Source organism: Klebsiella sp. 10982 (assembly GCF_048589245.1).
In the GTDB taxonomy this organism is placed as follows: Bacteria; Pseudomonadota; Gammaproteobacteria; order Enterobacterales; family Enterobacteriaceae; genus Klebsiella; species Klebsiella quasivariicola.
Genome location: NZ_JBMAXV010000023.1, coordinates 21973 through 39877, shown reverse-complemented (window position 1 = coordinate 39877; position 17905 = coordinate 21973). Strand labels below are relative to the sequence as shown.

Genomic DNA, 17905 nt, shown 5'->3' with positions numbered 1-17905 from the left:
TTTCCCGCATAATCGCTTACGCCGTGCGGCGAGCAAACTCTTTGACGCGGAAGCCCAGCACCAGCAGCGTGGCGAAATAAGCCACCACGCCGGCGACCACCACTACCAGCAGGCGCATCAGACGGAACGGCATCGTCCCCTGCGACCATTCCGGCATGATATGCATGACGCCCAGCAGCGCTGCGGCCATCACCACCACCGCCGCAATCAGGCGCAGCAGGAAAGTCAGCCAGCCGGGCTGTGGGGTGAAAATTTTCTGTTTACGCAGTTGCCAGTAGAGCAGCGCGGCATTCAGGCAAGCCGCCAGCCCGATGGACAGCGACAGGCCCGCGTGTTTGAGCGGGCCGATAAACGCCAGGTTCATCACCTGGGTCATAATCAGGGTGACAATGGCGATCTTGACCGGCGTTTTGATGTCCTGACGGGAATAGAAGCCCGGCGCCAGCACTTTCACTACGATAAGCCCCATCAGCCCCACGGAGTAGGCCACCAGCGCGCGCTGAGTCATCGCCGCATCAAAGGCGCTGAATTTCCCATACTGGAACAGGGCCACGGTCAGCGGTTTGGCGAGGATCCCCAGCGCCACTGCGCTCGGCAGCGCCAGCAGGAAGCAAAGGCGCAGGCCCCAGTCCATCAGGCGGCAATATTCGTCATGGTTACCGCTGGCGAAGCTTTTCGACAACGACGGCAACAGGATGGTGCCAAGCGCCACCCCCAGCACGCCGGATGGAAACTCCATCAGACGGTCGGCATAGTACATCCAAGACACCGAACCAGACACGAGGAACGAGGCAAAGATGGTATTGATGATAAGCGAGATCTGGCTTACCGACACACCAAGGATCGCCGGCCCCATCTGCTTCACCACCCGCATCGCGCCGGCATCTTTCAGATTAATGCGCGGCAGAACCAGCATGCCAATTTTCTTCAGGTGCGGCAGCTGGTAGGCCAGCTGCAGCACGCCGCCGACCGTCACCGCCCAGGCCAGAGCCAGCACCGGCGGATGGAAGTACGGCGCAGCAAACAGTGCGAAGCTAATCATGCTGACGTTAAGAAACGTCGGGGCAAAGGCCGGCACCGAGAAACGGTTCCAGGTATTGAGGATCGCCCCCACCAGCGAGGCCAGGGAAATCAGTAAAATATAGGGGAAGGTAATGCGCAACAGCTGGGTGGTCAGCGCAAATTTATCGGCGGTATCGGCAAACCCGGGGGCGGTGATGGTGATCACCCACGGAGCCGCCAGCATCCCGATAACGGTAACGATCGCCAGGGCCAGGGTCAACAATCCGGAGACGTAAGAGACAAACACCCGGGTGGCATCTTCGCCCTGCTTGCTTTTATATTCGGCAAGGATTGGCACAAATGCCTGTGAGAAAGCGCCTTCGGCAAAAATACGCCGCAACAGATTAGGCAGTTTGAAGGCGACAAAAAAGGCATCGGTCGCCATCCCGGCGCCAAAAATGCGCGCCACAATCGCATCGCGGGCAAAGCCCAGCACGCGCGAAAACATGGTCATCGAACTGACTGCCGCCAGTGATTTTAAAAGGTTCATTACGCTGTTATTCCAAACCCTGGAGTAAAACGCCCGCAAATGCGGGCGCTGGAAAGTGGCGATAGTCTACCGGGTTCAACATGAATTACTACTGTCAGTTGTTACAACGGATTATTCACTAATGGCGTCGCGCCAGAGTTTATCGACCACCCGCTGAGCTAACAGCGCCTGTTCGCCTGCGGTTTCAGGAACCGTCTGATTTTGCACGCATTCGATAAAATGGCGCGCGCAGCCGACAAAGCCGCGCTGCTCAAGGGTGGTTTGCCAGCCGGCGACCGGGCGCTGAACCACGCCATGACCACACTCCTCCTGCCATTCGCGCATCTCGCTCACCGCATATAACCCGCCATCCGTAACCGCCTGCACCCACTCACGCTGGCTGCCAGCGCGGCGATGCATACTGGTGGTGACCTGCAGCCTGGGTGAACTAAACTGGTGTTCGGCATAGAGCATTTCGCCCTGAGGGGTGATCTGCAACGCGCCACCGCGCAGGCGCGCCTGGCCGTCGGCCAGCCACAGCGCGGTATCCACTACGTGCAAATAGTCATCGAGCAACGTAAAGCGCAAATCGTTGCCCACGCTATCACTCCGGTGCTTATCCATCCGCAGCGACGCCGCCTCGCCCAGCCGTCCCTTTAGCTCACGATAAAGCGGCGCAAAGCGGCGATTGAACCCGACCATCAGCGTCAGATGACGCCGCGCCGCCAGCTCGACCAGCGCCTCTGCCTCGCTTAGCTTGTCCGCCAGCGGTTTATCGACACAAACATGAACTCCGGCATTCAGCAAGTGATTCACTACTTCATAATGTGAAGCCGTCGAAGTATGAACAAAAACCGCATCGCACTGCGCCGCCAGGGCATCCAGCGAATCGGCATACGGGATGCGCCAGGTTTCACAGACGCGCAGCGCCTTCTCTCTTCCCGGCGACCAGGCCGCCTGCAGCGTCCAGTTTTCCGCCGCCCCCAGCACCGGCAACCACGCTTTCTGCGCGATGCCGCCTAAGCCAACCACCCCGATGCGCAATTTGGTGCCCACATTTAATCTCCCAGATGGTGTAACAGAGAGTCGAGGCGCGCTTTTAACTCCGCCACCTCACCTTCCAGTGCTTCAACCCGGGCACGCAGATCGTCATCACCTTCCAGCGGCGCGAGTGCTTCCACCGTGGTGATCAGCGTGTCCATATCATCGCAAAACAGATGCATATAACGGCTTTCCCGTTTCCCCGGTTCCCGTGGCAGGCGGGCAACAAAAGGACCATCCTCGCGCGTCGCTAGCCCTTCCAGCACGCTTTCCACTTCCGCCATATCGCTGAACTCATGCATCCGCTGCGCGCGGCTACGGAGTTCACCCGGCGTCTGGGCGCCGCGTAGCAGTAGCGTCGTCACCACCGCTACTTCGCCGGCGCTGAGTTTCAGATCGCCAAATTCAGAGTTGCAAAAACGCTGCTCATACTTGGTCACTCGATTGCCGAATCCGCTTACCGTACGCAAATAGTGGCGCTTCACCAGGGTATCCAGCAGCGACTGGACCTCACCTTCGCTCAGGGACATCACCGGTTCGCGGTTGCTTTTCTGATTGCAGGCGGTGACCACAGCGTTCACCGACAGCGGATACTGTTCGGGCGTGGTGACCTGCTTTTCCAGCAAACAACCAATGACGCGCGCTTCATGCGCGGTTAATTGATATTTCATCCTCTCTCCTTAGCGCCCTGCTGACCAGTCTGACGTCGTTAACGCCGTTAACACATGGTCACGCCACTGCCCGTCAATCAGCAGATAATCTTTGGCGTAACCCTCCTTTTCGAACCCCAAGCGCGCCAGCAGCGCGCCGCTGCGCTGATTATGCGGCATATAGTTGGCCATGATGCGATGAATATGCTGCGTGCGCTGCATATAGCGAATTGCCGTGGTCAGCGCTTCAAACATCAGCCCCTGCCCCTGCCACTTCTCGCCAATGGAGTAGCCGAGATAGCAGGCATGAAATGACCCGCGCACCACGTTGGAGAAGTTCGCCACGCCGACGATCTCTTTTTCTTCTGGATCGAGCAGCGCGAAATAGAATGCTGAACCCTGCTTATGGAATTCGGCAATCATTGACAGGCGCGCCTGCCATCCGGAAGGATAGCAGTGGCTGTCGTCACGTACCGGCTCCCACGGTTTTAAGAACGCTTTATTCTCGGCGTAATAATCGGCCAGACGCCAGGCGTCACGATCGTGAACCAGGCGCACCACCAGCCGGTCCGTCGTCAAACGCACCTTCGGCACGTTACTGCGATAGCCAAACATTTCCTCTTCAGTCCCCCTGACTTGAATCTTGCTTTCATCACTATACCTGTCCTGCGCGGCGGTGTGAAAACAGCAACATACCATTTTCTGCGCCATCTCCTCTTTTCGATGAATAGCCTCAATCGAACTTGCATTTTGATAAAAAAATATTGTCGCAAGGGCGCTGGGAAAAGCAGCAGATTGCCCGCAGAATATCTTCGCTTATCTCTCTTTTTCCCTGGAGGGGAAATGTCCCGCGTATCGCAGGCAAGGAGCCTGGGTAAATATTTCCTGTTAGTCGATAACATGCTGGTGGTGCTGGGCTTTTTTGTCGTCTTTCCGCTGATATCCATCCGCTTTGTCGATCAGATGGGCTGGGCGGCGCTGATGGTCGGCATTGCGCTTGGCCTGCGCCAGCTGGTGCAGCAGGGATTAGGTATCTTTGGCGGCGCCATCGCCGACCGCTTCGGCGCAAAACCGATGATCGTCACTGGCATGTTGATGCGTGCTGGCGGCTTCGCGGCGATGGCCGTCGCGCATGAGCCGTGGGTGCTCTGGCTCTCCTGTATTTTGTCCGGGCTGGGCGGCACGTTGTTCGATCCGCCACGAGCCGCCCTGGTGGTCAAGCTGGTGCGCCCGCATCAGCGCGGTCGCTTTTTCTCCATTCTGATGATGCAGGATAGCGCCGGGGCAGTAATTGGCGCCCTGTTGGGCAGCTGGCTGCTGCAATATGATTTCCGTCTGGTGTGCAGCGCCGGCGCCGCGCTGTTTATCGCCTGCGCGGTGTTTAATGCCTGGTATCTACCGGCATGGAAGCTGTCTACGGTGAAAACGCCGGTGCGGGAAGGGCTGGGGCGGGTGCTGCGGGACAAGCGCTTCGTCACCTATGTCCTGACGTTAACGGGTTATTATATGCTGGCGGTGCAGGTGATGCTGATGCTGCCGATCATGGTGAATGACATCGCCGGCTCGCCGACCGCCGTGAAGTGGATGTACGCCATCGAAGCCACCATTTCACTCACCCTGCTCTACCCCATCGCTCGGTGGAGCGAAAAACGCTTCCGCCTTGAGCACCGGCTGATGGCCGGTCTGCTGGTGATGACCCTGGCCATGCTCCCCATCGGGATGACCAGCAGTTTGCAGCAGCTGTTTACCCTGATTTGCCTGTTTTACATCGGCTCCATCATTGCCGAACCTGCCCGCGAGACGCTGGGCGCTTCGCTGGCGGACGCCCGTGCACGTGGCAGCTATATGGGTTTCAGCCGTCTGGGCCTCGCCTTCGGCGGCGCGCTGGGTTACGCAGGCGGTGGCTGGCTGTTTGATGCCGGGAAAGCCGTGGGCCAGCCCGAACTGCCGTGGCTAATGCTGGGTGTCATTGGGTTTATCACCTTCCTGGCACTATGGTGGCAGTTTAGTCCAAAACGCTCTGCCTCCGGCATGCTGGAGCCGCGTACCTGAAGGTATACCCGAGCTTTCAGCCTATTCTGCTGGCATCAAGGGTGCTGACAGGTCATGATGCTTTGTGTCAGGATGAATGAAGGTATGAGCTTGAGGAACCCCATGAAAAAGATTTTGATCGCCGCCGCGCTGATTGTCAGCGGCCTGCTGAGCGGCTGTAATCAGCTGACCCAATACACGGTAAGCGAGCAGGAGATTAACCAGGCCCTGCAGAAGCGAAACCATTTCGCCAAAGATATTGGTCTGAAAGGCGTTGCCGACGCCCATATCGAACTGCAGAACCTGACCAGCGCTATCGGGCGCGAGGAGCCGGGCAAAGTCACCCTGAGCGGGATCGCCAACGTCGATCTTAACTCCCTGTTCGGCACGCAGAAAGCGACGATCGATCTGAAGCTCAAAGCGCTGCCAACCTTTGACCGAGAGAAAGGCGCCATCTTCCTGCAGGAAATGGAAGTGGTCGATGCCAAAGTGGCGCCGGAGAAGCTGCAGTCGGTTATTCAGGCCCTGCTCCCCTACCTGAATCAGTCTCTGCGCAGCTACTTCAGCCAGCAGCCGGCTTATGTCCTGCGTGAGGACGCCAGCACCGGCGAAGCGCTGGCGAAGAAATACGCCAAAGGTATAGAGGTGAAGCCAGGCGAGATTGTCATCCCCTTTACCAATTAATCTCCAGGGCGCTACGGCGCCCTGAATTTTTTACGGAAATGAGTGCAAAGGAAAACGTTTACGCTTATCCTTAGTGCCCGGCAAAAAACAGCCCTGATGACTGAACCTATTAGCCGGAGCCTTCCATGACAGCACAATCCCAGGTATTGAAAATCCGCCGCCCAGACGACTGGCATATCCATCTGCGCGATGACGATATGCTGAAAACCGTCGTGCCTTATACCAGTGAGTTTTATGGCCGGGCGATCGTGATGCCGAATCTGGTGCCGCCTGTCACCACCGTCGCGGCGGCTATCGCTTACCGCCAGCGCATTATGGACGCCGTGCCGGCCGGGCATGATTTTACCCCGCTGATGACCTGCTATCTGACAGACTCCCTCGACCCAGCGGAGCTGGAACGCGGCTTTAACGAAGGGGTTTTCACCGCCGCCAAGCTCTACCCGGCCAATGCCACCACTAACTCCAGCCACGGCGTCACCAGCACCGACGCCATTATGCCAGTGCTGGAGCGGATGGAAAAACTGGGGATGCCGTTGCTCGTTCACGGCGAAGTCACTCACGCCGAGATTGATATTTTCGATCGTGAAGCGCGCTTTATTGAGACGGTGATGGAGCCCCTGCGCCAGCGCCTGCCCGGCCTGAAAGTGGTTTTTGAACATATCACCACCAAAGACGCCGCCGAGTACGTGCGTGACGGTAATGAACTGCTGGCTGCTACCATCACCCCGCAGCATCTGATGTTCAACCGCAACCATATGCTGGTGGGCGGCATTCGCCCTCACCTGTACTGTCTGCCGGTACTTAAACGCAATATTCATCAGCAGGCTCTGCGGGAGCTGGTCGCCAGCGGCTTCAGCCGCGCCTTCCTCGGCACCGACTCCGCACCGCACGCCCGCCACCGTAAGGAAGCCAGCTGTGGCTGCGCCGGCTGCTTTAACGCCCCGACCGCCCTCGGCAGCTACGCCACCGTGTTTGAAGAAATGAACGCTCTGCAGCACTTTGAGGCTTTCTGCTCGCTGAACGGCCCGCGCTTCTACGGTCTGCCGGTCAATGAGAGCTACGTTGAACTGGTGCGTGAAGAGACGACCGTTGTGGACAGCATTGCCCTGCCTAATGACACCCTGGTGCCCTTCCTGGCGGGTGAAACCGTTCGCTGGACCGTGAAGAAATAAAAACGCAGCCCCCTGTTGTCAACGCTAACCGGATACTGTATAAATAACCAGTATCGAACGCAGGGGGCAATTATGCGCATTGAAGTGTCTATCGCCAAAACGACCGCCTTACCTAACGGCGCGCTGGAAGCGCTGAATAACGAACTCTCTCGCCGTATCGCCGAGCAATTCCCGGCCATCGATAGCCAGGTGAGCGTCCGCTACGCCAGCGGCAATCAGCTCTCGGTGTTTGGCGCCCTGAAAGAAGACAAAGACCGGATAAGCGAAATCCTGCAGGAAACATGGGAAAGCGCGGACGACTGGTTTGTCCACGATCTCTCCTGAAGCATGGCGGGATCCAGTTACTCTGGTTTGCTCCCTCATTGTGCTTTTTTTGCCGGGTCGCCCCGGCTTTTTTTATCCCCTCTTCTGTTCAGAATAGTCCTGATTATTCTGCTCAATATCGACTAAAGTGGCCATTTTACGCGCTTATCTTGAGTAAAAAAGCGGCAAAAGAAGAAAATCATGCTGCCTTTCATTTAATTTCTCGAGTTTATTCTTGATCCCTGATATAATTAACTTGCTTCAAAAAATATGCATTAAACCTCGAGAATTGTTGTCTTTTAACATATGAATAAGGGGTTATGATGGAAAAAAATAATGAAGTCATTCAGACCCATCCCCTCGTTGGATGGGACATCAGCACCGTTGATAGCTACGATGCGCTGATGTTGCGCCTGCACTACCAGAACCCCACTCAAGAAAACAGTAATGATGCTGAGATCGGCCAGACGCTATGGCTAACGACGGACGTCGCACGTCAGTTTATTTCAATCCTGGAAGCAGGTATTGCGAAGATTGAATCTGGCGAATACCAAGAAAACGAGTACCGCAGGCATTAACGCGGCGCACGGAATGACTTAAATATAATCTTAACAGGCACCTGCGGGTGCCTGAATTATTTTCGGGCTTGTATAAGCGCAGGGAGTTAATTACCCTGCTAACAAGGCAATTACCCGGAACTCACCATGCAATACGATCTTATTATTATCGGCAGTGGCTCTGTCGGTGCTGCTGCGGGCTATTATGCGCGTCGTGCCGGACTCAATGTTTTGATGACCGATGCCCATCAACCGCCCCATCAGGAAGGCAGCCATCACGGTAGCAGCCGTCTTATCCGTCACGCCTATGGAGAAGGTGAAAAATATGTTCCGCTGGTGCTGCGTGCCCAGCAGCTATGGGATGAACTGGCTGAGATCAGTGGCGAACCTGTTTTCGAACGTACCGGCGTCATTAACCTTGGCCCTGCCAGTTCCGCTTTCCTCGCCAACGTCGCCGCCAGTGCCCGAGCTTTCCAGCTTGAGGTAGAAGAGCTGGATGCGCAGGCCGTGATGCAGCGCTGGCCGGAGATACGCCTTCCCGATGACTATCGGGCAATTTTCGAACCCGCATCAGGCGTACTGCGCAGCGAACTGGCTGTCGAAACCTGGATCCGTCTGGCTCGGGAAGCCGGTTGCGCGCAGTTGTTCAACTGTCCAGTCTCGGCCATTCATCACCATGAGGACGGCATCACCATTGATACCCTCGACGGTGAATATCATGGTAAAAAACTGCTGATCAGCGCCGGCACCTGGGTCACCCGCCTGCTTCCGGACCTGCCCATCCAGCCGGTACGCAAGGTCTTCGCCTGGTACCAGGCCGATGGCCGTTACAGCAGCAAGAATCATTTCCCGGCATTTACCGGCGAGCTGCCCAACGGCGATCAATATTACGGTTTCCCGGCGGAAGATAACGAGCTGAAGATCGGTAAGCATAATGGCGGGCAGCCTGTCTCCACGCCGCAGGAGCGGGTGGCGTTTGGCGCCGTCGCCAGCGATGGTTCCGAATCCTTTCCGTTTTTGCGTAACGTCCTGCCGGGCATCGGCGGCTGCCTACACGGCGCCTCCTGTACCTACGACAATACCGTCGATGAGGACTTTATCATCGATACGCTCCCCGGCAGACCTGACACACTGCTAATCACCGGACTGAGCGGTCACGGCTTTAAGTTTGCGCCGGTGCTGGGGGAAATTGCCAGTCAGTTTGCCCAGGGACAGGCGTCGACCTTTAACCTGGCGCCTTTCTCGCTGGCGCGCTTTAGCGCATAATGGAATGCGGCACACTTGCCGCCGGGAAAAAACGGCCTCTGTCGAGGCCGTTAGTCATTGAGAAAGGTTATGCGTCGCCTGTTTAATATGCTGGTCAACAACGTGCGCGAGCACTTTATGATCTACCTTGCGCTCTGGCTGCTGCTGGCGATCATCGATCTCGTCTGGTTATGGTTTTTCTGACGGCTCCGGCTCGGGGATCCCGAGTTTGGTGTTCAGTCGGCCACGCGATTTGTTAAAGATTTTATTGCCGTTTTCGCGTCCGGCGCGCAGCTGGCGCTGCTCCTCTTCCGGCAGCTTATGCTCTTCCATACAGGCTTCACTACAGCAGCCGGCAAACTTCTCAGCGCAGCTCGGGCACTGAATAAACAGCAGATGGCAGCCATCATTCAGACAATTGGTATGGGTGTCGCAGGGCGCGCCACATTGATGACAATGCGCGATGACGTCATCGGAGATCCGCTCGCCCATCCGCTCATCAAAGACAAAGTTTTTGCCAATGAAACGGACCGGCAGCCCTTGTTCACGGGCGCGGCGGGCGTACTCAATGATGCCACCCTCGATGTGCCAGACCTTATTGAAACCATTGTGCTTCATCCAGGCGCTGGCTTTTTCACAGCGAATTCCGCCGGTGCAATACATGACAATTTTCTTGTCTTTATGGTCCTGCATCATGTCAACAGCTTTCGGCAGCTGGTCGCGGAAGGTGTCTGCCGGGATCTCCAGCGCGTTTTCGAAATGACCCACCTCATATTCATAGTGGTTGCGCATGTCGATAAACACCGCGTCCGGATCGTCAAGCATCGCGTTGACTTCAGCCGCCTTCAGATATTCCCCCACATTGGAGGCGTCGAAGGACGGATCGTCGATGCCATCAGCGACGATGCGGTCACGCACTTTCAGGCGCAGTACCCAGAAAGATTTCCCATCGTCCTCCAGGGCGATATTGAAACGCAGCCCCGCCAGCGCCGGGTCGAAGCCATAGAGAAATTCACGTAACGCTTCAACGTTGCTTTCCGGCACGCTAATCTGGGCGTTAATACCTTCCCGAGCCAGATAAATACGGCCAAAAACCTTCAACTGCGTTAAGCCAATCCACAGGGCATCGCGGGTCGCCTGCGGGTCGACGATGGTGAAATATTTATAGAACGAGATCGTCGTGCGCGGCTCGGTCTCAGCCAGCATTTGCGCCTTTAACGTCTCATTTGAAATGCGGTTGTGTAACACTGGCATGGTGTACCTGCTCGACATAGAAATGAGGAAATAAACGGCGGGCATGATATAGCAAAGCCAATTAATTTACATCCCTACATTTTACGCTACATTTCTCTCACTCGGCTGCGCCTCACTTAACAAAACCGATGCCCGCTCAGCGCCTTTGGCTGGGCGGTAAAAAAATGCGATAATATAAGACGTTGCTCACTGATACGGGTATGAAATGACTCATTTGCCTAAATTTTCTACGGCGCTGCTGCATCCGCGCTATTGGCTGCTGTGGCTGGGTATCGGCCTGCTGTGGCTGGTTGTCCAACTGCCCTACCCGCTAATCTATCGCCTGGGGAACGCCATCGGCCGGCTGGCCATGCGCTTTATGAAGCGCCGGGCAAAGATCGCCTATCGCAACCTTGAGCTCTGCTTCCCGGAGAAAAGCGAGCAGGAACGCCACCGGATGGTGGTGATGAACTTTGAATCGGTGGGCATGGGACTGATGGAGACGGGGATGGCCTGGTTCTGGCCGGTTCGTCGTATCGCCCGCTGGACCGACACCATCGGCTTTGAGCATATCCGAGATGTGCAGGCGCAGCAGCGCGGTATTCTGCTGATCGGTATTCATTTCCTGACCCTCGAAATGGGTGCGCGAATGTTCGGTATGAACGAGCCGGGAATTGGCGTCTATCGCCCCAACGACAACCCGGTGATCGACTGGCTGCAGACCTGGGGCCGCTTGCGGTCTAACAAGGATATGATTGACCGTAAGGACCTGAAAGGGATGATCCGGGCACTGAAAAAAGGTGAAGTGGTGTGGTACGCACCGGATCACGATTATGGTCCAACCGCCAGCGTCTTTGCTCCGCTGTTTGCCGTTGACCAGGCAGCAACCACCTCCGGTACCTGGATGCTGGCGAAAATGTCTAAAGCCTGCATCGTCCCCTTCGTCCCGCGACGCAAACCGAACGGTAAAGGTTATGAATTGATTATCCTGCCGCCGGAGTGTTCCCCACCGCTGGATGACGCGGAAACCACCGCCGCCTGGATGAATAAGATTGTCGAGCAGTGTATCTTGATGGCCCCGGAACAGTATATGTGGCTCCATCGTCGCTTCAAAACCCGCCCCGAAGGCATGCCCTCCCGCTATTGATCCCCTTTCCCGGCCGCGCATGTGGCCGGGAATGCGCCTGTCGCTCATGCTTTACGCTCTCCTTTAGCTTTAAAAGCTCTCCTCCATTGCGGCATCTATTTCTCAGGCGCATAATTAGCATGCTCATATTTTCTCTTAATTTGACCTGCCGCGCAGGCCAGTGGAACCCTATGTCGTCTGCTGAAACCCCCATTAACTGGAAACAAAACCTGACCGTGACCTGGCTTGGCTGCTTTTTAACGGGCGCCGCCTTCAGCCTGGTCATGCCCTTTCTGCCACTCTACGTCGAACAACTCGGCGTTACCGGGCATAGCGCCCTGAACATGTGGTCCGGGCTGGTCTTTAGTATTACCTTTCTTTTCTCCGCCATCGCCTCGCCATTCTGGGGCGGTCTTGCTGACCGCAAGGGGAGAAAAATCATGCTGCTGCGTTCCGCCCTCGGTATGGCCATTGTGATGATGCTGATGGGAATGGCGCAAAATATCTGGCAATTTTTGCTGCTGCGCGCTTTGCTCGGCCTGCTGGGTGGTTTTATTCCTAACGCCAATGCTCTGATTGCCACGCAGATCCCGCGCCATAAAAGCGGCTGGGCGCTGGGGACGCTGTCGACTGGTGCGGTGAGCGGCGCCCTGCTCGGTCCGTTGGCAGGCGGTTTTCTGGCCGACCACTGGGGACTGCGTACCGTCTTTTTTATGACTGCGGCGGTGCTGTTTATTTGCTTCCTGTTCACTCTATTCTTAATTCGCGAAAATTTTGCCCCGATCGCTAAAAAAGAGATGCTCAGTGCCAGAGATGTTTTTTCCTCGCTACAAAACCCCAAACTGGTGCTCAGCCTGTTTGTCACCTCACTGATCATTCAGGTGGCCACCGGCTCGATCGCGCCGATCCTGACGCTTTACGTACGCGACCTTGCCGGCAACGTCAGTAACATCGCCTTTATCAGCGGGATGATCGCCTCGGTGCCGGGGATTGCCGCGCTGATGAGCGCCCCGCGGCTGGGCAAACTGGGGGATCGTATCGGGCCGGAAAAAATCCTCATCGTGGCGCTGATTATCTCAGTGCTGTTGTTGATCCCGATGTCATTTGTTCATACTCCGCTGCAGTTAGGCATCCTGCGCTTCCTGCTCGGTGCGGCGGACGGTGCGCTGCTGCCAGCGGTGCAAACCCTGCTGGTGTATAACTCCACCAGCCAGATCTCCGGGCGGATCTTCAGCTATAACCAGTCGTTCCGCGATATTGGCAACGTCACCGGACCACTAATTGGCGCGTCAGTTTCCGCTAACTATGGCTTCCGTGCCGTGTTCCTGGTCACCGCAGGGGTGGTGCTGTTTAACGCCATTTATTCAACCCTCAGCCTGCGCCGGCCTGCCACGGATACCTCGCATTCAGTAAATTAACGTCCAGAGGGGCTCTGCCCCTTGACGCCGTGCTAACTGCCTTCTATAGATTGAATCGTGTTCAATTCATATTCTTCTCAGGAGATTCGCTATGCCAAAGGATTCGATGTTCTATGCCACGCTCGAAGAAGCTATTGATGCAGCACGTGAAGAATTTCTCGCCAACAACCCTGACAGCGATGAAGAGAGCGCCAACGTTGAGCAGCTCAATATTCAAAAGTATGTGCTGCAGGATGGCGATATCGCCTGGCAAGCCGAATTTTTTGCTGATGAAGATGAACAAGGCGAATGCCTCCCGATGCTCAGCGGCGAAGCCGCACAGAGTGTTTTCGACGGGGATTATGATGAGATAGAGCTGCGCCAGGAGTGGCTGGAGGAAAATACACTCCATGAATGGGATGAAGGTGAATTCCAGCTCGAACCCTCGCTGGACACCGAAGAGGGGCAGACGGCAGCCGACGAGTGGGACGAGCGTTAATCAGTTATAGGGGCCGTGGCTGGCGTCCAGCGGCAGCAGAAGCGTATCAAAGACCAGGGAGAACGGCAGGTCCAGAATGGTGAGATAGCGCCATGCCGAATCGCGAACATCCCACTGCACGCCCGGGTAATATTGATTGCCATGCCCCTGCCCGGGCACTGTTCGACTGATAATGCTGCCGCAGCCGCTGAGCAGCAGTACTATGGCAATGATCGGTAATATTCGCATTCACAACCTCATGTTGCAGATAAAAAAATACCGGCATCGCTGCCGGTATTTTCCTTTACGTACGGCTTATTTTGTTTTCAACGCCAGCGGGTTAAGCGCCAGCTGCTCATAAGCATTGACCCACGAGGAGTATTTCTCCGGTGCGGCCCACACGCGATAGTGCAGACGCGACATAGTAACCGGATCGCTCAACAGCACCAGTCGACGATCGCGGTTCAGCTTATCCGGCGTTTCATTCAGCGCCTGCTCAACGTGGCGTTCGCGGGCGATCTCGAGGATATGCCCCTGACGGTGGCGCGCGGTGGCCATCGCGGTGGCGAGAGCGTTAAATGACGGGTTGAATACCGCGTGCATAAAGCCATCGTCCAGCGAACGCTGACGGTTCAGCGTCAGATACGCATCGGTATCCTTGAGCACCTGCGGCGGCGAATACTCTTCCGGGATCAGGAACAGCTTCCATCGCTTGGTGCGCAGGCCTACCGTCGCCCGGCTGGAGATCGCCGACACGAACGGCGAGAGGATCAGCGAGACGACGATTGGCGCCAGCCAGAACAGGAAGCGCAGATCCAGCCATGCCATCCCAACCGCCCACACCAGGCCCAGCAGTAGCTGCGAGCCGTGACGCATAAAGGCTTCCCCCCACGGCGTGGAGTCATCATCACGCTGCGGCGAATTCCATACCACTTCCCAGCCAAGGAAGGCGCTAACCACGAAAACGGTGTGGAACAGCATCCGAACCGGCGCCAGCAGGACCGAGAACAGGACTTCCAGCAGCAGGGAAAGTGTCACACGGATAAATCCGCCGTACTCCTTCGGCCCTTTACACCACACCAGAATAATACTCAGCAGCTTCGGCAGGAACAGCAGCACCATGGTCGAGGCAAATAGCGCAATAGCCAATTCCGGACGCCATTGTGGCCACACCGGGAACAGCTGACGCGGCTGCAGGAAGTACTGCGGCTCGGTCAGGGCGTGCACCACCTGTAGCGCTGTCGACAGGGCAAGGAACATAAACCACAGCGGTGCCGACAGATAGGACATCACGCCGGTGAGGAACACCGCCCGGTGAACCGGGTGCATCCCTCGCACGAGGAACAGGCGGAAGTTCATCAGGTTACCCTGGCACCAGCGGCGATCGCGTTTCAGCTCATCCAGCAGGTTCGGCGGCAACTCCTCATAGGAGCCCGGCAGATCGTAGGCGATCCACACGCCCCATCCGGCACGGCGCATCAAGGCCGCTTCGACGAAGTCGTGCGACAGGATCGACCCGGCAAAATTACCCTCGCCTGGCAGCGGCGCCAGCGCACAGTGCTCGATGAAAGGCTTCACGCGGATAATGGCGTTATGACCCCAGTAGTGGGACTCCCCCAGCTGCCAGAAGTGCAGACCCGCCGTAAACAGCGGACCATACACCCGGGTGGCAAACTGCTGGCAACGCGCATACAGCGTGTCCATGCCAGAGGCGCGCGGTGAAGACTGGATGATCCCGGCGTTTGGGTTCGCTTCCATCAGGCGCACCAGGCTGCTCAGACACTCCCCGGTCATCACCGAGTCAGCGTCAAGCACCACCATGTAGCTGTACTGGCTGCCCCAGCGGCGGCAGAAATCATCGATATTGCCGCTCTTACGCTTCACACGACGACGACGACGACGGTAGAAGATCTGCCCTTCGCCCTGCACTTCGGCAATCAGCTCCATCCACGCCTTTTGTTCCGCAACACAGATATCGGGGTTATAGCTGTCGCTGAGGATATAGACGTCGAAATGTGCGGCGTTGCCGGTGGCTTTCACCGATTCCCAGGTCGCCCGCAGCCCGGCGAAAACGCGGTCAACGTCTTCGTTACAGATCGGCATAATAAGCGCCGTACGGTGCGCCGGGTTCAACGGTTCGTCACCGACCGTCGAGGCGGAAATACTGTACTTATCGCGGCCAATCAGTAGCTGCAGGAAACCCATTAACGCGGTCCAGAAGCCGGCGGAAACCCAGCAGAACAGCACCGCAAAGAGGATCAAAATGCCGCTCTGCAAGACGTATGGCAGCAGCTGCATGAAAGAGATCCACAGGTTCTGTCCCACCATGTCGGCCGGGTTAATCAGCGCCCAGCCCTGATAAGGCAGAATGGTTTTCATATACCAGGTGGCCACCACGGTCTGCGACAGCGTCAGCAGCAGCAGGATATAGCGACGAATAGTGCCGACGGTACGCCATTTTTGCTCACTCTCACGCTCTTCTTGCGTCAGACGGGAGAGATAGCGCGGCGTGACATCGCGTCCGCGCAGACGGTCCCAGAAGCGGCCGACCGGGTTGGTACGCCACGGATCCGGGATCATCGAGGAGCGTTTGGCTTTTGGCATCGCATGCAGCTGGGTACGGCCTTCGTCATCCTTCACCAGCTGATCGCCAGCAAGGGAATCCGGCCAGCTGTGCGCCAGACGCGCCTTGACCGACCCCAGCGGAGCGTCATCTTCGCGAGCGAAGGTCCGATGTTCGTCATCCAGGGCCTGATGAACGGCCTGCAGGCTGGTGTCCGGCAGCGCCGATTTCTCGGCGTCCGACAGCGGCAATGCGTCAATGTACTTCGTTATCTTATTCATTGGCAGGCAGCTGATAGCTCCAGGTTTCGCTCAACGTGTCATCACCGTTAACCAGTGCGGCGCGCATTTCCGTCGTTTTCTTCGGATCTTTCACCTTCAAACGCAGGATCATCCGCCAGCCTTTGGTTACCGGGTTATAACGCACGGTATTTTCAACGATTTCGGCATTATCACCGGTGCTCGCCTGCGCGGTGACTGGGGTATCCGCCGGCAGTTTTTTCATATCGGCGCCGGTGAAGTCAACAATGAAGGCAATCGTGCCGTCCGACTGACGGATCAGGTTCGACTGCTTAACGTCGCCGGTAGAGCGGCGGGTCTGCATAACGTAAGCGTTATCCGGCGCATGCAGCTTGTCTTCATCGCGGCTGAAGGTGATGGTGTATTTGAAGTTCATCTCCTTGCCCGGCTCCGGCAGCTGATCCGGCGTCCAGTAAGTCACGATGTTATCGTTCGTTTCATCGTTAGTCGGGATTTCAACCAGCTCGATTTTCCCTTTACCCCAGTCCCCTTTCGGCGTGATCCAGGCACTCGGACGCAGGTCATAACGATCGTCAAGATCTTCGAAACGCGAGAACTGACGGCCGCGCTGCAGCAGACCGAACCCTTGCGGATTTTCCATCGCATAGCTGCTGACGGCCAGATGTTTCGGGTTGTTCAGCGGACGCCAGATCCACTCGCCGTTGCCGGCCAGGATCGACAGCCCGTTGGAATCGTGCAGCGCCGGGCGATAGTTCAGCGCCGGAGAAGGCTGGTTGGAACCAAACAGGAACATGCTGGTTAGCGGCGCCACGCCCAGTTTACCCACTTTGTCGCGCAGATAAACTTTAGACTGAACGTCCACCACGGTGTCACGACCCGGCATGATCACAAAGCGATAAGCGCCAGTTGCGCGCGGCGAATCCAGCAGAGCATAAATGGTCAGACGCTTGTCAGTGGCTTTTGGACGTTCGATCCAGAACTCACGAAAACGCGGGAATTCTTCGCCAGACGGCAGCGCGGTATCAATAGCCAGACCGCGTGCAGACAGACCATAAACCTGACCCTGACCCAGCACGCGGAAGTAGCTGGCACCGAGCATGCTGACGATTTCATCGTTCTTGTCTTTGCTGTTGATCGGATACAGTACTTTGAAACCGGCGAAACCGAGGTCTTTCACCGTGTCTTTATCGTGCTGAACGTTACCGAAGTTAAAATAGTCCGCGTTATATTTAATTTTACGCACGCTGGTGGCGGTCACTTCATTGATGGTGACCGGCGTGTCGAAGTACATACCCTGATGGTAAAATTCAAGCTTGAATGGGGTTTTCTGGTTATTCCAGTAAGCTTTATCGTGATTAAACTGAATTTGCTGGTAGTCCGCGTATTTCATATCGCGGAAAGCGGAGGGCAGGTTACTTTTCGGCGCTTCATAGCCTTTCCCGGCTAATGTCTTGGCCTCTTTTGCAACGTCATCAATGCTAAACGCCCATGCAGATGAAGTACACAGGGACAACATTACGGCTGCGCTTAACCAACGCATTTTCATCATCTGTGGTTTATGTTTCATATAAGTAAGCACTTCCCCCTTTGTGTGCTTAAATCGATCCGATCTATTTTAATGGAAACTCAGGCAA

18 protein-coding genes are annotated in these 17905 nt (G+C 56.4%); 10 read left to right on the top strand and 8 right to left on the bottom strand.

Annotated elements, in window-relative coordinates:
• Positions 1-16: 16 nt before the first annotated feature.
• The 4 genes from murJ to rimJ form a co-directional block, all read right to left on the bottom strand.
• Positions 17-1552, bottom strand: a complete 1536-nt coding sequence (gene murJ / locus ACKLKD_RS17195; protein WP_025713925.1) for a murein biosynthesis integral membrane protein MurJ — start codon at positions 1550-1552, stop codon at positions 17-19.
• Positions 1553-1663: 111 nt separating this feature from the next.
• The gene (locus tag ACKLKD_RS17190) at positions 1664-2575 is read right to left on the bottom strand and encodes a Gfo/Idh/MocA family protein (protein ID WP_025713924.1); all 912 of its coding nucleotides are present in this window, start codon (positions 2573-2575) and stop codon (positions 1664-1666) included.
• A 14-nt stretch (positions 2576-2589) separates the two neighbouring features.
• On the bottom strand, positions 2590-3243 hold the full coding sequence (locus ACKLKD_RS17185; protein ID WP_025713923.1) for a YceH family protein: 654 nt from the start codon (positions 3241-3243) through the stop codon (positions 2590-2592).
• A gap of 9 nt (positions 3244-3252) precedes the next feature.
• Positions 3253-3837 (bottom strand): ribosomal protein S5-alanine N-acetyltransferase, encoded by a 585-nt coding sequence (gene rimJ / locus ACKLKD_RS17180; protein WP_025713922.1) that lies wholly within the window; start codon positions 3835-3837, stop codon positions 3253-3255.
• 228 nt (positions 3838-4065) lie between these two features.
• Here rimJ and mdtH point away from each other — a divergent pair, with 228 nt between their 5' ends.
• The 7 genes from mdtH (at position 4066) to ACKLKD_RS17145 (ending at position 9418) form a co-directional block, all read left to right on the top strand.
• Positions 4066-5274, top strand: a complete 1209-nt coding sequence (gene mdtH / locus ACKLKD_RS17175; protein WP_025713921.1) for a multidrug efflux MFS transporter MdtH — start codon at positions 4066-4068, stop codon at positions 5272-5274.
• Positions 5275-5376: 102 nt separating this feature from the next.
• Positions 5377-5937 (top strand): lipoprotein, encoded by a 561-nt coding sequence (locus ACKLKD_RS17170; protein ID WP_004150824.1) that lies wholly within the window; start codon positions 5377-5379, stop codon positions 5935-5937.
• A gap of 125 nt (positions 5938-6062) precedes the next feature.
• Positions 6063-7109: a dihydroorotase gene (pyrC, locus tag ACKLKD_RS17165; protein ID WP_004176586.1), complete on the top strand. Its 1047-nt coding sequence runs from the start codon at positions 6063-6065 to the stop codon at positions 7107-7109.
• Positions 7110-7181: 72 nt separating this feature from the next.
• The gene (gene dinI / locus ACKLKD_RS17160) at positions 7182-7433 is read left to right on the top strand and encodes a DNA damage-inducible protein I (protein WP_004140729.1); all 252 of its coding nucleotides are present in this window, start codon (positions 7182-7184) and stop codon (positions 7431-7433) included.
• A 302-nt stretch (positions 7434-7735) separates the two neighbouring features.
• Complete coding sequence (bssS, locus tag ACKLKD_RS17155) at positions 7736-7990, top strand: biofilm formation regulator BssS (protein WP_002898992.1); 255 nt, start codon at positions 7736-7738, stop codon at positions 7988-7990.
• A 126-nt stretch (positions 7991-8116) separates the two neighbouring features.
• On the top strand, positions 8117-9235 hold the full coding sequence (gene solA / locus ACKLKD_RS17150) for an N-methyl-L-tryptophan oxidase (protein ID WP_080897956.1): 1119 nt from the start codon (positions 8117-8119) through the stop codon (positions 9233-9235).
• A gap of 69 nt (positions 9236-9304) precedes the next feature.
• Positions 9305-9418 carry a DUF2770 family protein gene (locus tag ACKLKD_RS17145; protein WP_002898988.1) on the top strand — a complete coding sequence of 38 codons (114 nt, stop codon included), beginning with the start codon at positions 9305-9307 and terminating at the stop codon, positions 9416-9418.
• Here ACKLKD_RS17145 and ACKLKD_RS17140 read toward each other — a convergent pair.
• Positions 9404-10468, bottom strand: coding sequence for a rhodanese-related sulfurtransferase (locus ACKLKD_RS17140; protein WP_025713919.1), 1065 nt, complete (start codon positions 10466-10468; stop codon positions 9404-9406). The genes ACKLKD_RS17145 and ACKLKD_RS17140 overlap by 15 nt on opposite strands.
• Positions 10469-10673: 205 nt before the next feature.
• Between ACKLKD_RS17140 and ACKLKD_RS17135 the strand changes: the two genes are divergently transcribed.
• The 3 genes from ACKLKD_RS17135 to ACKLKD_RS17125 all read left to right on the top strand — a co-directional run bounded on the left by ACKLKD_RS17135 (position 10674) and on the right by ACKLKD_RS17125 (position 13469).
• Positions 10674-11594, top strand: coding sequence for a Kdo(2)-lipid IV(A) acyltransferase (locus ACKLKD_RS17135; RefSeq protein ID WP_025713917.1), 921 nt, complete (start codon positions 10674-10676; stop codon positions 11592-11594).
• Between the two features lie 170 nt (positions 11595-11764).
• Positions 11765-12991, top strand: coding sequence for a multidrug efflux MFS transporter MdtG (gene mdtG, locus ACKLKD_RS17130; RefSeq protein ID WP_025713916.1), 1227 nt, complete (start codon positions 11765-11767; stop codon positions 12989-12991).
• Positions 12992-13082: 91 nt separating this feature from the next.
• Positions 13083-13469, top strand: coding sequence for a MysB family protein (locus ACKLKD_RS17125; RefSeq protein WP_012542251.1), 387 nt, complete (start codon positions 13083-13085; stop codon positions 13467-13469).
• On the opposite strand, the gene ACKLKD_RS17120 is transcribed toward ACKLKD_RS17125, so the two are convergent.
• From ACKLKD_RS17120 to mdoG, 3 genes are all read right to left on the bottom strand, one after another.
• Positions 13470-13697 (bottom strand): YceK/YidQ family lipoprotein, encoded by a 228-nt coding sequence (locus tag ACKLKD_RS17120; protein ID WP_025713915.1) that lies wholly within the window; start codon positions 13695-13697, stop codon positions 13470-13472. It lies immediately after the preceding gene.
• 66 nt (positions 13698-13763) lie between these two features.
• Positions 13764-16292, bottom strand: a complete 2529-nt coding sequence (mdoH, locus tag ACKLKD_RS17115; RefSeq protein WP_025713914.1) for a glucans biosynthesis glucosyltransferase MdoH — start codon at positions 16290-16292, stop codon at positions 13764-13766.
• Complete coding sequence (gene mdoG, locus ACKLKD_RS17110) at positions 16285-17838, bottom strand: glucans biosynthesis protein MdoG (protein ID WP_025713913.1); 1554 nt, start codon at positions 17836-17838, stop codon at positions 16285-16287. The genes mdoH and mdoG overlap by 8 nt, the downstream gene beginning before the upstream one ends.
• Positions 17839-17905: the final 67 nt, after the last annotated feature.